This window comes from Sphingobium sp. TomTYG73, from assembly GCF_055394245.1.
The window spans coordinates 155,719-170,967 of record NZ_AP027339.1 but is presented as its reverse complement, the minus strand read 5'-3'; the positions used below and the strand labels follow the sequence as shown (position 1 = coordinate 170,967).

Annotated in this window: 16 protein-coding genes; 9 read left to right on the top strand and 7 right to left on the bottom strand. The window is 62.8% G+C overall.

What is annotated here, in order from left to right; all coding sequences use genetic code 11:
- Nucleotides 1-19: 19 nt before the first annotated feature.
- A complete protein-coding gene (locus ACZ5TH_RS00910; protein ID WP_464794288.1) occupies nt 20-847 on the top strand; it encodes a phosphotransferase family protein in 828 nt (275 codons plus the stop codon).
- Here ACZ5TH_RS00910 and ACZ5TH_RS00905 read toward each other — a convergent pair.
- The 7 genes from ACZ5TH_RS00905 to thiS all read right to left on the bottom strand — a co-directional run bounded on the left by ACZ5TH_RS00905 (nt 840) and on the right by thiS (nt 8,069).
- On the bottom strand, nt 840-2,108 hold the full coding sequence (locus tag ACZ5TH_RS00905; RefSeq protein ID WP_464794287.1) for a capsule biosynthesis protein: 1,269 nt from the start codon (nt 2,106-2,108) through the stop codon (nt 840-842). The genes ACZ5TH_RS00910 and ACZ5TH_RS00905 overlap by 8 nt on opposite strands.
- Nucleotides 2,101-3,693, bottom strand: a complete 1,593-nt coding sequence (locus ACZ5TH_RS00900) for a capsular polysaccharide export protein, LipB/KpsS family (protein WP_464795028.1) — start codon at nt 3,691-3,693, stop codon at nt 2,101-2,103. Before ACZ5TH_RS00900 ends, ACZ5TH_RS00905 begins: the two co-directional genes overlap by 8 nt.
- A 75-nt stretch (nt 3,694-3,768) precedes the next feature.
- Nucleotides 3,769-5,067 carry a glycosyltransferase family 4 protein gene (locus ACZ5TH_RS00895; protein ID WP_464794286.1) on the bottom strand — a complete coding sequence of 433 codons (1,299 nt, stop codon included), beginning with the start codon at nt 5,065-5,067 and terminating at the stop codon, nt 3,769-3,771.
- A gap of 44 nt (nt 5,068-5,111) precedes the next feature.
- Nucleotides 5,112-5,552, bottom strand: coding sequence for an HIT family protein (locus ACZ5TH_RS00890; RefSeq protein WP_464794285.1), 441 nt, complete (start codon nt 5,550-5,552; stop codon nt 5,112-5,114).
- A gap of 10 nt (nt 5,553-5,562) precedes the next feature.
- Complete coding sequence (locus ACZ5TH_RS00885) at nt 5,563-6,198, bottom strand: CoA transferase subunit B (protein ID WP_464794284.1); 636 nt, start codon at nt 6,196-6,198, stop codon at nt 5,563-5,565.
- Complete coding sequence (locus tag ACZ5TH_RS00880; RefSeq protein ID WP_464794283.1) at nt 6,198-6,908, bottom strand: CoA transferase subunit A; 711 nt, start codon at nt 6,906-6,908, stop codon at nt 6,198-6,200. Before ACZ5TH_RS00880 ends, ACZ5TH_RS00885 begins: the two co-directional genes overlap by 1 nt.
- A 159-nt stretch (nt 6,909-7,067) precedes the next feature.
- The gene (gene thiS / locus ACZ5TH_RS00875) at nt 7,068-8,069 is read right to left on the bottom strand and encodes a sulfur carrier protein ThiS (RefSeq protein ID WP_464794282.1); all 1,002 of its coding nucleotides are present in this window, start codon (nt 8,067-8,069) and stop codon (nt 7,068-7,070) included.
- 120 nt (nt 8,070-8,189) lie between these two features.
- Between thiS and aroQ the strand changes: the two genes are divergently transcribed.
- From aroQ to polA, 8 genes are all read left to right on the top strand, one after another.
- On the top strand, nt 8,190-8,630 hold the full coding sequence (gene aroQ, locus ACZ5TH_RS00870; protein ID WP_464794281.1) for a type II 3-dehydroquinate dehydratase: 441 nt from the start codon (nt 8,190-8,192) through the stop codon (nt 8,628-8,630).
- A gap of 84 nt (nt 8,631-8,714) precedes the next feature.
- Nucleotides 8,715-9,200: an acetyl-CoA carboxylase biotin carboxyl carrier protein gene (accB, locus tag ACZ5TH_RS00865; RefSeq protein ID WP_464794280.1), complete on the top strand. Its 486-nt coding sequence runs from the start codon at nt 8,715-8,717 to the stop codon at nt 9,198-9,200.
- A gap of 9 nt (nt 9,201-9,209) precedes the next feature.
- Nucleotides 9,210-10,556 (top strand): acetyl-CoA carboxylase biotin carboxylase subunit, encoded by a 1,347-nt coding sequence (accC, locus tag ACZ5TH_RS00860; protein WP_464794279.1) that lies wholly within the window; start codon nt 9,210-9,212, stop codon nt 10,554-10,556.
- A 67-nt stretch (nt 10,557-10,623) separates the two neighbouring features.
- Nucleotides 10,624-10,818 carry a hypothetical protein gene (locus tag ACZ5TH_RS00855; protein ID WP_464771871.1) on the top strand — a complete coding sequence of 65 codons (195 nt, stop codon included), beginning with the start codon at nt 10,624-10,626 and terminating at the stop codon, nt 10,816-10,818.
- A gap of 14 nt (nt 10,819-10,832) precedes the next feature.
- The gene (gene arsC / locus ACZ5TH_RS00850; protein WP_464771870.1) at nt 10,833-11,177 is read left to right on the top strand and encodes an arsenate reductase (glutaredoxin); all 345 of its coding nucleotides are present in this window, start codon (nt 10,833-10,835) and stop codon (nt 11,175-11,177) included.
- A gap of 69 nt (nt 11,178-11,246) precedes the next feature.
- The gene (locus tag ACZ5TH_RS00845) at nt 11,247-11,546 is read left to right on the top strand and encodes a GIY-YIG nuclease family protein (RefSeq protein ID WP_464771869.1); all 300 of its coding nucleotides are present in this window, start codon (nt 11,247-11,249) and stop codon (nt 11,544-11,546) included.
- Nucleotides 11,547-11,655: 109 nt separating this feature from the next.
- Nucleotides 11,656-11,898 carry a hypothetical protein gene (locus ACZ5TH_RS00840; RefSeq protein ID WP_449471279.1) on the top strand — a complete coding sequence of 81 codons (243 nt, stop codon included), beginning with the start codon at nt 11,656-11,658 and terminating at the stop codon, nt 11,896-11,898.
- 520 nt (nt 11,899-12,418) lie between these two features.
- Nucleotides 12,419-15,205, top strand: coding sequence for a DNA polymerase I (gene polA, locus ACZ5TH_RS00835; RefSeq protein ID WP_464794278.1), 2,787 nt, complete (start codon nt 12,419-12,421; stop codon nt 15,203-15,205).
- Nucleotides 15,206-15,249 lie beyond the last annotated feature (44 nt).

Genomic DNA, 15,249 nt, shown 5'->3' with positions numbered 1-15,249 from the left:
AATGCACGGAAGTGAGGAAATGATGCAGCACATGTCGTTGGAAATGGGAAGCGATTGGCTGCTGCTCGACCGTGGCCAGAGCTCGGAGGTTTTTCATATTGGCGACGGAAAAGTCATCAAGATCTTCCATCCCGCCGTGTCCGAAGAAATGATCGAGCGCGAAAGGGCGGCTGCCACACTGGCCGATTCCCTCGGCCTCCCCACCGCCGCACCCCGCGCGCGCGTCGAGGTCGATGACAAACGCGCCCTCATCTATCCAAAGATAGACGGCCCATCCGTCGCCAGAGCCATTCGCAAGAAGCCCTTCTCGGCGGCCTCCCTCCTCCGGGACATGGCTCGCCTCTTCCATAAGATGCACGGTCGCTCGGCATCCGGACTGCGCACGGTGAAGTCCGTGCTTAAAACCGATATCGAATATGGCCCGGCGCCCGATCGGCTCAAGCGCGCCGCCACCGATTACCTCGCTCGCCTCCCGGAGGGCAATCAGCTCCTCCACGGCGACTTCCACATCGACAATATTCTGGTCAATGATAACGGGCTGGTCGTCCTCGACTGGGCGAAGGCCGCGATCGGCGCGCCTGCCGCCGATGCCGTCAGGAGCGAGATGCTGATGCGGTTCGGCGAAGGCCCTGCCGACCCCGTCACCAACATCTGGCGCGACTGGGCCGCCCGTCAGCTTGGCCTCGCCTATCGCAGGCAAAGTGGTATCACGCCTGATCAGCTTTCCCTATGGCGTCCCATCGTCGCACTAGCATGGCTCCGCGCACGCCCTCCCGTCCGCAAGGCAGCCTTCACTCGCTATGTCAACAAAGCCCTGCGCAGCGCCGGACTTCCTGTCCTCAGCTGACCCGCGCCAGATTGATCCGCCGCACTGGCGCATCCGAACTGCGCTCTCCCTGCTGGCGCTGGCCGCAAAGCCGTTCCACCGCGTTGCTGACCAGCATGTCCAGACCCTGATCGCTCATCAGGCCGCCCCGGATCAGGCAGCGATCGATCAGCACCCGGCGGAACGCCGCATAAAGCGTCTGATCCGGCGCGCCTGGATCCAACCAGAACTCGTCCAGCGTCCCCCTATAAACGACGCCGGGCACCTTGTAGACCGCATGTCCCAGCACCAGCACCGGCTTGCCCTTGTTCAGCGCCAGCGTGCCCACCGTGCTATTCACCGTCACCACGCCCAGCGACCGGCCGACCACCTGCGCGATATCGAGGTCGGCGAGATAGTAGACGCGATCCGTCACCCCATAGCGAGCCGCCAACCGCCGCGTCAGCCGCTCCCAGGCGACCAATCCCGAATCCAGCGGATGCCGCTTCACCAACAGGTTAGTGCCCTCGGGCGCATAGCGGGCAAAGCTCTTGATCACGAACCGCAAGGCCGCGCGCATATTGCCAAACGGCGAATGGACGCGAATTTGATAGTCCGAATCCAGCTGCAACGGCAGAGCGAAATAGGGCTTGTCCCGTATCGTCTCCCATTGGGTCCGCGACAAACGCACGTCACGCTTTCGCAGCATCAGCTTCTTGAACCATCCCGCCGCCTCCAGCAGGAAGCTTTGCGGCCGATGCGTCCGGTAAAAGGGAAAGACCGGCCACATCATCGCCGACGCCAGCCCGTTGCGCGTCGTATTCACCGCGCGCCTGCGAAAGGTCGAAGGAATTTGCGGCTCCCGCCCGCCCTCCGGCGGCAGGCCCAGCGCCTGATCCAGATACCATTGCGGGTCGAGCGGCAGCGTTGAATTGCCGTTCACCCCGTCCTCTTGCAACGTCATGAAATCCGGCCGGATATAGCCTTCCTCCAGAACATGGACGCGCAGGCCGCGCAGCCGCGCCATCTTGTGCGCGGACGCATGATAGGGGCGGCAATCGCCATAGAGGATCAGGTCGGTTATGCCATGTTGGACGATATAATCGTCAAAGAAGAGCGGCCAGTTGCGGAAGGAACCACGATAATCGGTCGCTTCGCCCGGCCAATCGACCTTGTCGCCGCCGTTGATGTTGATCCGCAGCGCGCAATGCCCCCGCGCCCGCAAGGCGTCCGCCAACATCGCGAAAAAGGGTCCATGCGGTCCCTGAAGAAAAAGGAAGGTCTTGGCTTGGCCGTCAGCCATGGAGATGCTCGGCAGACAAAGTCATAAATCTTCTAATTTTCCCCTGTAGCGTCCGCATTCGGATCAGCCATGAAATTGATGACGTCGATCCACTACCCAAACGCTCCACCATGATTTCGGGGCCGCAGGGCAGCCCTGTTACCGGGTCGAGGTAACGTGGATAGAGAATCAGGGCGGCCGCCACAAGCTGGTCGATCGTCAGCTTGCGCCCTCGACGCGGATTGGGCTCGGCCAGGTCTCGCGTCAGGCCCCATCCGGCGTAGAATGGCATGCCATGCACCGTGACAGGCCGGTCTCGCAGCAGTGCCTCGAACCCGGTGAGCGATGACAGCACATGCACTTCGTCCACCGCCTGCACCAATGTCATCAGCGGTGCGCCACAATCGAGCGCGTCGGCATGTTCATGCACGACGGCGTCGCTCAAATGCCCGCGCCGCAGCCCGGCTTGCACATCGGGATGGGGCCGGTAGATGATATGGGCATCCGGCTCAGCCCGCCGCGCCCGCTTCAACAGGCCCAGATTGCCCTCGACCCCAGCGCCACCAAGCTGGACCGACAGATCATCCTCCACCTGCCCAACGACCAGCACCGTGCGCTTGGCCGTTGGAAGGCTGGGCATCGACCCGCCATCCTGTCCGTATTTGGTGACGCCAGACGCCCGGATCATCGCACGGAGCCGAGCGGCGCGCTCCACTAGCGCCGGTGAAAAAGCATGTGTTGCAAGCAACGTCTCAAGATCGCTCGGCCCGCCCGCATCATAATAGATACCAGACCGGTCGATGACGACCGACCCCGGCGGCGTCAGCGCGGCCCCCAGCCCCTTCGACCGCAAGAAGCCATCCTCCACCCGCGCAACCGCAACGTCCGGCGCGTCCGCCTGCAAGGTCGATGGCACCCGCGACGGCCAGACCGCCAGCGCCCCACCCTCGCGCCTTGCGCGCCGCACCCCGGCGCGTGGGGAAAGGAAGGGCGGCGAACGCACCCCATCCCATAGGAACCGCCGCATCGCTTCGCGCTTCCAGAAGGCCATGCCGCTGGCGGCGGCGATATGCCGGTTGCCTTGCAGATGGCGGCCCCACTCCGCCAGTTGCGCGACGGCTTGCTCGACGCCCACCACCTGGCCGCTGAAACAATCCCGGTAGCTGGCCGCCGCGACCGCTCGCTTTGCCGCCAGCCGAAGCCGTTCAGGCGCGATCACTTCCCCATCAGGGTCACGCACGGCAACGCCCAGCATCCCCGCAATGATCGCCAGCTCATCGTCGGCCGCCGCATGGACGGAGCGCGCCTGCGCCACCAGCGCCCAGGGATCATATTGTTTGCCGGAAGGCCGCGCAGGCAGAATGACGATCTCATCGCGCTCCAAGCCCTCGCGGGGGAAACGGCACCCCGCTCGCGCCACAAGCCTCACGCCCTCGCGCTGGCGACCCCAAAAGGCCCCTCCAACCCGCGCCGCCGCGATCTGGTCGATAACGCTGTCCGGAATCTCATCCAGCTCACCCTCCTGCTCCCGCAGAACACTCACCGCCGCCACGCGTGGAGCAATTCCGGGAAAGGGCGGCGATCGCAGGAAGGGCAGCGGCGTCACTTCGTCAAATCCCGTCCGCACCCGGCAGAAAAGCAATTGTCCACAAAACTTTCATGCGCACCCCCGGCAGGGACGTCAAGCGGGCGCGGTAGCCGTCACATCGTCCAGCAATTGCATGATGATGTCGAAATAGTCTCGCCACTGCGGCGCGCGCCACGCCTTGATACGCGCCATCTGCGCCTCGCGCTCGGGCGAATCCGGCAGCGCATAGGCTTCGATCAAACGCATCCAGCCCAGCCCGTCCAATGGATCGAGATAGTCCGGCGCCTCTCCCCCAACTTCCCGATGCGCGACGATGTCGCTGCAAATCACCGGCACGCCCACCGACAGCGCCTCGATCACCGGAATGCCGAACCCCTCCTCAAACGAAGGCATCAGCATCGCCCGCGCGCCCGCGACCAGCGCGTGCATTTCCGTGTCCGGCACGCTGCCCGCTTCGATGACATGGCCCCGCAGGATTTCCGCGCGTTCCAGCATGTCGACGACATTCTCATTTTCCCAGCCCCGGCGGCCGATCAGCACCAGCACCGGAGCCTGATCGCCCAACCGCTCTACCAGACGCCGCCACAGATTGAGCAGCAGCAGGTGGTTCTTTCGCGGCTCGATGGTCGAGATGTAAACGAAATAAGGCCGCGACGGCACCTCATGCCTATCGCCCCCGAATATATCGGGCGGGTCAGAGCCAAAATGGGCGACACAGAGGCTGCGCCCTTCCAGGCTCCGCGTCATGAAGGGGCCAAGCGCATCAATCGTCGCCTGGCTGTTGCCGATGATGCCATCGGCATAGCGGTCGATCGTGCGGATCCGCCGCCGATGTTCCTCCGCCCCCTGCGGCCGCGCGAACTCCGGATGAGTGAGCGGGATGACATCATGCACCAGCGTCACGAAACGCGCGCCTTCCGCCCGCAGGATCGCGCCCACCTGATCCGGGTCGTCCAGATGGTGGGGCGACACTTGCAGATAGACGCGCGGGCTACGGGCGCGAGGCACCGGGCGGGGCCGCAGCGCGATCAGGTGCCGGATCACCGCGGCCCGTCCCGCCGCCTCATCCTTGGCGCTGCTGTTGCGCCAGCGCGCCGCCGTAAACGCCAGAAACTGCCGCACAGCCGCATTGTTCAGCCGCCCATAATAGCCGCCCGCCGGATGCACGGCGGCAAAGGCCAGCCGCTCCGGTATCCGCTCCAGCAATTCACGCGCGTAGACATATTCGACCCGGTCGATGCCGGTCGGCGCCGCATGGAAGCTGCGCGACAATAGCCGCGAGATGTCGAGGATGACCTCCGCCTTGCCATCGGCCGCCGCTACATAGCTTCTCGCCGGTTTCGATCGCAGCGCCAGCCGGGCGCCGGGCGCCTTGAACGGTTTCAGCGCCATGTCAGCGCTTCTCCATCGGCTGGGTCATGTAACTCGCACGCGGCTTAGAACTGGGCACGTATCTCTTCCGCCAGCGCTTCAAGGGCAGCGGGATCAGCGAAATTGCCTTGGGCATGGGCGGAAAAGCCCATCGGCCCGCCCTGCCAGCGCGGCACGATATGGAAATGCAGGTGAAACACGGTCTGCCCGGCAGGCGCGCCGTTGAACTGGGCGACATGGATGCCGTCGGGATCGAGCGCCTTGGCCGTCGCCTTGGCGACTTTCCTCACCGTCGCCATCACCTGCGCCAGTGCATCCTCCTCGATCTCAAGGATGTTGCGCGCCTTCGACCATTTGGAAATGACCAGGCTGTGCCCCTTCGACTGCGGCTGGATGTCCAGGAAGGCATATGTATGCGCATCCTCATACAGCTTGGTCGAAGGGATCTTGCCCTGAAGGATCAATGCAAAGACATTGCCTTCGTCATAGGTGCCCTCAAGGCTCATGCCGCGTTCCTCAGCTCAGATAATGAGCCGTGGTCTTAGCGGCGACTTCCTCCGCCGTCACGCCCGGCGCGAGTTCGACGAGCTTGAACGGGCTGTCATGGTCGGGCCGCTGGAATACGCAGAGGTCAGTGACGATCATGTCGACCACATTCTTGCCGGTCAGCGGCAGGGTGCAGGCCGGGATGAACTTCGGGCTGCCGTCCTTGGACGTATGTTCCATGACGACAATGATCTTCTTGACGCCCGCGACCAAATCCATCGCGCCGCCCATGCCCTTGATCATCTTGCCGGGGATCATCCAATTGGCAATGTCGCCATTTTCCGCGACTTCCATCGCACCCAGCACAGTCAGGTCGATATGCCCGCCCCGGATCATGGCGAAGCTGTCGGCGCTGGAGAAATAGACGCTGTTCGGCAGTTCGCTGATCGTCTGCTTACCCGCATTGATCAGGTCCGCATCCTCCTCGCCCTCATAAGGGAAAGGCCCGATGCCCAGCATGCCGTTTTCCGACTGGAGCGTCACTTCCACGCCCGCCGGAATATGGTTCGCCACCAGCGTCGGGATACCGATGCCAAGGTTGACGTAGAAACCGTCCTTCAGTTCCTTCGCCGCCCGCGCGGCCATCTCGTCACGGCTCCAGGCCATTATGCGGTCTCCCTCTGGCGAACGGTGCGGAATTCGATCTTCTTCTCGTAAGGCGCGCCGACGATCATGCGCTTCACATAAATGCCGGGCAGGTGGATCGCGTCGGGATCAAGGCTGCCGACCGGCACCACTTCCTCGACTTCAGCGACACAGATCTTGGCGGCGGTCGCCATCGGCGCGTTGAAGTTGCGCGAGGTCTTGCGGAAGATGAGGTTGCCGCTTTCGTCCGCCTTCCATCCCTTGATGATGGCGACATCGGCAAAGATTCCGCGTTCCAGGATATAGTCCTGCCCGTCGAAATTCTTGACTTCCTTGCCCTCGGCAACCGCCGTGCCGACGCCCGTCTTGGTATAGAAGCCCGGAATGCCAGCGCCGCCAGCGCGGCAGCGCTCCGCCAGCGTGCCCTGGGGGCAGAACTCCACCTCCAGCTCGCCTGCCAGATATTGCCGCTCGAACTCCTTGTTCTCGCCGACATAGGAGGAGATCATCTTCTTGACCTGCCGGGTCCGCAGCAGCTTGCCGAGCCCCTCGCCGTCAATCCCGGCGTTGTTGGAGGCGATGGTGAGGTCCTTGACCCCCGAATCACGGATCGCGTCGATCAGACGCTCGGGAATTCCGCAAAGTCCAAAGCCGCCTGCACAAAGATGCATGCCATCGAAGAGAAGGCCCTCCAACGCAGACGCAGCATCGGGGTATAGCTTCTTCACCATCGCTTTTCCTCCTCCTGAATGCGTTTCGCCCATAGGAGGAAGCGGGCAGCCGGTCAATTTGCTGCAATGGCGAAAGTAGCGCTCCGGTGTTCCTGCGAAGGCAGGAACCCAATCCCGCCCTAACTTGGTCACTCCTGCCCGCGCAGGAGCACAAAGCGCTTAAATCAACCCGGCCAACGGGCTCGACGGGTCAGCATACATGCGCTTCCCCATCCGCCCGGCGCGATAGGCCATGCGCCCGGCTTCGACGCCAGCCTTCATAGCCGCCGCCATCAACACCGGGTCCTTCGCCTCCGCAATAGCCGTGTTCATCAGCACCCCGGTGCAACCCAACTCCATCGCCTCGGCCGCCTCCGAAGCCGTGCCGACACCTGCATCCACCAGCACCGGCAGCTTCGTGCCCTCAACGATCAGGCGGATCGTCACCCGGTTCTGGATGCCCAGCCCAGACCCGATCGGCGCGCCCAGCGGCATGATCGCCACCGCGCCCACATCCTCCAGCCGCTTGGCCGCGATCGGATCGTCAACGCAGTAGACCATCGGCTTGAAGCCTTCCTTGGCCAGCACCTCGGTCGCGCGCAAAGTCTCCACCATGTCGGGGTAAAGCGTCCGCGCCTCCCCCAGCACCTCCAGCTTCACGAGGTCCCAGCCGCCCGCCTCACGCGCCAGCCGTAGCGTGCGGATCGCCTCCTCGCCAGTGAAGCAGCCTGCCGTATTGGGCAGATACGTAATCTTCTTAGGATCGATGAAGTCGGTCAGCATCGGCGCCTTGGGGTCCGACACATTGACGCGCCGCACCGCCACGGTGACGATCTCCGCCCCCGAAGCCGCAACCGCCGCCGCATTCTGCTCGAAATTCTTGTACTTGCCCGTGCCCACGATCAGCCGCGACCGGAAAGTCTTGCCCGCGACCGTCCAGCTGTCGTCATCCACCGCCGACACATCGCCGCCGCCAACAAAATGCACGATCTCCAGATCGTCGCCATCCTCGACGCACACCTGCGCCAGGGTCGAGCGCGGCACGACCTCCAGGTTGCGCTCCACCGCGACCTTTTCCGGCACGAAGCCGAGTTCGCTCGCCAGTTCCGCCAGCGTCATGCCCGCGCGCACGCGGCGATGCTCGCCATTGATGGAGATCGATACTGTTCCGTCAACGTGCAATGCTCTGTCCTGTCTCTTACGAAAGAAGGTGTCTCGACTTGGCGGGACACGAAAGGCTAAGGATTACGGCGCATATAGGGGCCACGACGCCCCTGCCGCAACATGCTAAGGGGGAATGCCATGGCCGACGCGCGGAAAATCTTTGTGTTGAACGGCCCCAACCTCAACATGCTGGGCACGCGGGAGCCGGAAATCTACGGCTATGACACGCTGGACGACATTGCCGAACGGATGGAGGATGCCGCCACCCGCGCCCATGTCGAAATCGATTTCCGCCAGTCCAATCATGAAGGCCACCTGATCGACTGGTTGCAGGAAGCGCATGAGGAAGGCGCGCATGCCGTCATCCTCAATCCCGGGGGCCTTACCCACACCTCCATCGCGCTCCACGACGCGATCAAAGGCATCAGCGTGCCCGTCATAGAGGTGCATCTGTCCAATCCACACAAGCGCGAGCCGTTCCGCCACAAAAGCTATGTAGGCATGGCTGCAAAGGGCACGATCGCGGGCTTTGGCGCCATGTCGTACATGCTGGCGCTGGAAGCCGCGCTGGAACTTTAACTCGTCGCTCAAAAGTTGCGCTTTGCCCCAAATGCGCATAGGCGCGGGCATCGCATAAGAGATTTTACGGTCCAGGGACTTCAAATGAACGATAAGGCTGAAAAGGGCGCAATGCAGGTCGACGTGCAGCTGGTGCGGGATCTCGCCGCCCTGCTCGACGACACCAACCTGACGGAAATCGAGGTGGAGGACGGCGATCGCAAGATCCGCGTCGCTCGCAAGGCCGCAAACGCCGCCGCCGTCGCCTATGCGCCCGCTCCTTTGGCAGCCCCGGTCGCTGCCGCGCCTGTGGCCGCGCCCGTCGCAGCCCCTGCCGAAGCCGCAGCTGCTGTTGCCGCCAACGCCGTCCGCTCGCCGATCGTGGGCACCGCCTATCTGTCGGCAGAACCCGGCGCCGCACCCTTCGCCGCCGTCGGCTCGACCGTGAAGGCGGGCGACACCGTCCTGATCGTCGAAGCGATGAAAGTCATGAACGCCATCACCGCGCCCAATGCTGGCACGGTCAAGGCTGTCCTGGTCGATAACGGCCAGCCGGTCGAATATGACCAGCCGCTGATCGTCATCGAATAAGGCGCGCCCATGGCCATCGAAAAGCTGCTGATCGCGAACCGCGGCGAAATCGCGCTCCGCATCCACCGCGCCTGCCATGAAATGGGCATCAAGACGGTGGCGGTCCACTCCACCGCCGACGCTGACGCCATGCATGTGCGCCTTGCCGACGAAGCGATCTGCATCGGGCCGCCCGCCGCCAAGGACAGCTATCTGAACGTCGCAGCGATCATCTCCGCTGCTGAAATCTCCGGCGCGGACGCCATCCATCCGGGCTATGGCTTCCTGTCGGAAAACGCCCAGTTCGCGGAAATCGTGGAAGCGCATGGATTGGCCTTCGTCGGCCCCAAGCCCGAACATATCCGCATCATGGGCGACAAGGTCGAAGCGAAGCGCACCGCTGGCGCGCTCGGCCTGCCGCTGGTCCCCGGCTCCGACGGCGCGCTCTCCAGCGTTGAGGAAGCAAAAGCGGTCGCCGCAAAGATCGGCTATCCCGTCCTCATCAAGGCGGCATCAGGCGGCGGCGGACGCGGCATGAAGGTCGTACCGTCTGAAGACCTGCTCGAAACCTCGATGAAGCAGGCGGGCAGCGAAGCCAAGGCGGCGTTCGGCGACGACACCGTCTATATGGAAAAATATCTGGGCAACCCCCGGCATATCGAATTTCAGGTGTTCGGCGACGGCAACGGCAACGCCATCCACTTGGGCGAGCGCGACTGCTCGCTCCAGCGCCGCCACCAGAAGGTACTGGAGGAAGCCCCCTCCCCCGTTCTCTCCGCCGCCGAGCGCGACCGGATGGGCGAAGTGGTGCGCAAGGCGATGGCCGACATGGGCTATCGCGGCGCGGGCACGATCGAATTCCTGTGGGAAGACGGCGAATTCTACTTCATCGAGATGAACACCCGGCTGCAGGTGGAACATCCGGTGACGGAGATGATCACCGGCCTGGACCTCGTCCGCGAACAGATCCGCGTCGCCGAAGGCAAGCCGCTTTCGGTCGAGCAGGCGGATATCGAGTTCAAAGGCCACGCCATCGAATGCCGCATCAATGCGGAGGACCCCAAGACCTTCGCGCCATCGCCCGGCACCGTCACCAGCTATCACGTTCCGGGCGGCATGCACGTCCGCGTCGATAGCGGCCTGTACCAGGGCTACCGCGTGCCGCCCTATTACGACAGCATGATCGGCAAGCTGATCGTCTATGGCCGCACCCGCGAAGGCTGCATCATGCGCCTGAAACGCGCGCTGGAGGAATATGTGATCGAGGGCATGAAGACCACGATTCCGCTCCACCAGAAGCTGCTCAAGGACCCCGAATTCCTGAACGGCGACTACACGATCAAGTGGCTGGAAGAGTGGTTGGCCCGAGAGGAATGATATATGTGCGCGGAAGGGGGGGCTTTCCGCGCCATCTACAGACGGTTCATAAAAAGGGGGAATGGACATGCAAAAGGGAAAGATCGTTTTTACCGGGCATTTCATGGAATATTTTATCATGTCGCTCGGGCTTCTTCTTCTCTGCGTGGTCACCTTCGGCCTTGCCCTCCCCTATTATGCTTATTGGAACTTCAAATACTTCTTTTCCAATATGGAAGTTGAACTCTACCAGTCGGGCAATCCGATCGAGCAAGGGCGATAAAGGAAGTCGAAGCGATGATAGCGACCATCTGGCACAACCCCCGCTGTTCCAAATCGCGCGCCGCGCTCGCGATCCTGGAGGGGACGTCGGGGGTTGAGGTCGAGATAGTAGAGTATCTAAAAACCCCGCCCAGCCGCTCCGAAATCGAAGCGGTTCTGGCCAAGGCGGGCGTCCGCCCTTCCGAGGCGCTCCGCAAGGGCGAGCGGATCGTCAAGGAAATCGGCCTCGACGTGACGGACGACAAGGCCGTCCTCGACGCCATGGCGCAACACCCGATCCTGATCGAACGCGCCATCGTCATCACGGAAAAAGACGCCGTCATCGCCCGCCCACCCGAACGCGCAACCGAAGTCCTCTAACCCCACCCAATCCTCATCGTCACCCCGGGCTTGACCCGGGGTCCCGCTTCTTCTTCAAGAGCGCACCGCATGGATCGCGAAAGAAAAGGCGGCTGGGTCTACATCATGTCCAACCGCTATCGCGGCACACTCTATGTCGGCGTGACTTCGGACCTCCCTTCCCGCATCCACCAGCGCCGCTCGGGCACCGGCTCCGACTTCTGCGCCCGCTATGGCCTCACCCGCCTCATCTGGGCCGAACGCAGCGATGACATCGCCGCCTGCATCGAACATGAAAAGCGCCTCAAACGCTGGCGGCGAGAATGGAAATACGACCTGATCGAGCGCGCCAATCCTGACTGGCGGGACCTATTCAACCTGCTGGCATGAAAAGGCAGCGGGACCCCGGGTCAAGCCCGGGGTGACGAGATGGGTGGATTGCGGACTGGCCGGTTTAGGTCATAAAGGTCACGTTACCGACCGCCGGAGAGAGCGTGGAATGATCGAATGGATTAAGCCAACGTTCGGCGCGCTCTGCTTCGGTATTCTAATGTATATTTCGATGCTGCCTTCGATGGGGAAGCAATCACCTTGGCTCGTTGGCGGATTTTTCGTGGCCTTAGCGTTAGCTACGGCTGTTGTGACTTTTCGAGCAATCAAGCCCTACGGCATGGCCGCATTCGCGGCTTACATATTCTGCGTAGCTTCTTTCGTTTACGGCGTGGCCTTCGCCATGAGGTGAAAATGTCGGCTTTTTTGCTGTCGGCGGCAATGTCACTGTCTGGATATGGTCGTTTGACGACGTTCGCTCCAGTCGTCACCCCGGACGTGACCCTGGGTCCCGCTTCCTCCTCCCGATCGGCACCAGAGAAAAAAAGAGACCTGGGTCAGGGCCGGGGTGACGAATAACGACGCGAAAATATCGACCGTTACCCAACGACCACAGTAATCTCAAAAACCATCCTATTTCTCCAACACCGCGCGATTTCACCCTGTCCTATCCCGCATCGGCGCGCTTATCCTCGATCCCTCTTTGAAACGTCCGGCACATGCGCCCTCGCGCACACGCGCGCTCAGGCTCGCGCGCGCATATGGTGTGAACTTCGACGGAAAACCGCCATTTTTTGCCGCTGCGTTCGCCAGTCCGCAAAAGCAGCTCCTATTTTCATCTGTCCCTCCGGACAGCGTGTCCAATCACGGGGACGGCCATCTCAACCAACCCCACTGGAGCCACCCAGCATTACCCGCTATCCCCTGCGCCCATGGCCCAGAATCATCTCTACCTCGTCGACGGCAGCGGCTACATCTTCCGCGCCTATCACCAGCTTCCGCCGCTCACCAACAAGCATGGTCAGCCCGTCGGCGCGGTCTATGGCTACACCACGATGCTCTGGAAGCTGGCCGAGGAACTGGGCAAGGCGGAAGGCCCTACCCATCTCGCGGTAGTGCTGGACAAGGGCAGCCACACCTTCCGCAACGACATGTACGATCAGTATAAGGCGAACCGTCCGCCCGCGCCGGAGGATCTGGTCCCGCAATTCCCGATGATCCGCGACGCGACCCGCGCCTTCTCCCTCCCCTGCATCGAGGAAGCGGGTTTCGAGGCCGACGACATCATCGCCAGCTACACCAAAGCCGCCGTCGCAGCGGGCTGGCACGTCACCATCGTCAGTTCCGACAAGGACCTGATGCAGCTCATCCAGCCCGGCGTCGACATGTACGACACGATGAAGAATGAGCGGCGCGGCGCGGACTATGTGATGACGAAGTTCGGCGTCCAGCCGGAGCAGCTGGGCGATGTCCTCGCGTTGATGGGCGACAGCGTCGACAATGTCCCCGGCATCCCCGGCATCGGCCCCAAGACCGCCGCCAAGCTGATCAGCGAATATGGCGGGTTGGAAGCCGCGCTTGAGGCCGCGCCTTCGATGAAGAAGTCGAAGATGCAGGAAAACCTCATCGCCCATGCGGACATGGCACGCCTGTCGCGCAGGCTGGTCGCGTTGCATGATGCGATGGACCTGCCTGAACCGCTGGAAGAGCTGACTCTTAAGGGCATTCCGCCCGAACCGCTCCAGAATTTCCTCGAGCATCACGGCTTCAAGTCGCTCCTGACCCGCCTTGGCGCGCCCGCCGCAGCCGTCGCGGTCGCGACCGCCGCGCTCGCCGTCACGGAAAGCACGCCCCCGTCCGCCCCGGTCCTCGATGAAGAGCCGCCGATCGACCGCAGCCTCTACGAAACAGTGGTGACGGAAGACGCGCTCGATCGCTGGATCGCCGCCGCCCATGCCGAGGGTTTTGTCGCCGTCGATACCGAAACGGACATGCTCGACTGCGTATCCTGCGCGCTCGTCGGGGTGAGCCTTGCGGTCGGGCCGAACTCGGCCTGCTACATTCCGGTGGGTCATGGCGGGAAGGATATGTTCGCGGAGAAGCCAGATCAGCTTCCCCTCGCCCTCGTCCTTGCGAAGCTCAAGCCGCTGCTCGAAGACGACAGCGTCCTCAAGATCGGTCAGAACCTCAAATATGACCTGACCGTCATGCGCCGCCACGGCATCGAAATCGCGCCCTATGACGACACCATCGTCATGAGCTTCGACCTCGACGCCGGACAAAGTCTCGCAGGCCACGGCATGGACGAAGCGGCCAAGGTCCACCTCAATCACATCTGCATCAGCTTCAAGGACGTGTGCGGCACCGGCAAGAGCCAGATCAGCTTCGCCGAAGTCCCGCTCGACAAGGCGACCGAATATGCCGCCGAGGACGCGGACGTCACGCTGCGCCTGTGGAAGATCTACAAGAACCGCGTCGCCAACGAAGGCGCGACCCGCGTCTATGAACTTGTGGACCGCCCGCTTGTCTCGGTCATCGCGAAGATGGAGCATGAAGGCATCAAGGTCGATCGCGAAGCCCTGTCCCGCCTCTCCGCCGAATTCACCGCCGAAATCGCCAAGCTGGAAGGCGAAATCCACGCCATTGCGGGCCAGCCTTTCGCCATCGGATCGACCCAGCAACTGGGCGCAATCCTGTTCGACAAGATGGGCTACAAGGGCGGCAAGAAGGGCAAGTCCGGCGCCTATTCCACCGACGTCACCATCCTTGAGCAATTGAAGGCCCAAGGCGCGGAAATCGCCGGAAAGATTTTGGACTGGCGCCAACTGTCCAAGCTCAAATCGACCTACACCGACGCGCTCCAGGCCCAGATCAACAGGGACAGCGCCCGCGTCCACACCAGCTATTCACTGTCCGGCGCGCAGACAGGCCGCCTGTCCTCGACCGACCCCAACCTGCAAAACATCCCGATCCGCACCGAAGTCGGCCGCCAGATCCGCCACGCCTTCGTCGCCGAGCCGGGCAACGTCATCCTCGCGGCAGACTACAGCCAGATCGAACTGCGCCTCGCCGCGCATATCGCCGATGTCCCGGCGCTCCGAGAAGCCTTCCTTGCAGGCGAAGACATTCACGCCGCCACGGCCCAGCAGCTGTTCGGTGAAGTGAACCGCGACACGCGCGGTCGAGCCAAGACGATCAACTTCGCCATCCTCTACGGCATTTCCCGCTGGGGCCTCGCCGGACGGCTGGAGATCAGCGCCGACGAAGCGCAGGACATGATCAGCCGCTATTATGAGCGCTTCCCCGGGATCAGCCTCTACATTACCGAAACGCTCGAAAAAGCCCGCGCGCGCGGCTATACCGAGACGCTCTTTGGCCGCAAAACCTGGTTTCCGCGCATCAAGGCACCGATCCAGCACGAGCGCCAGGGCGCCGAACGCGCCGCCATCAACGCGCCCATTCAGGGCACCAGCGCCGACATCATCAAGCGCGCCATGGCCCGCATGGGACCGGCGCTAGCGGCCGAAGGGCTGCACAATGTGAAGATGCTGCTCCAGGTCCATGACGAACTGGTCTTTGAACTGCCCGAAGCGGATGTGGAGCCAGCCAGCGCCGTCATCCGCCAAGTCATGGAAACTGCCGCCGAACCGATCGTGAAGCTCAGCGTGCCGCTAGGCGTGGAAATCGGTCACGGCCCAAGCTGGGGAGCGGCGCACTGAAGTTTCACCTCAACCCAAAACCGTCATCCCAGCGGAGGCTGGGA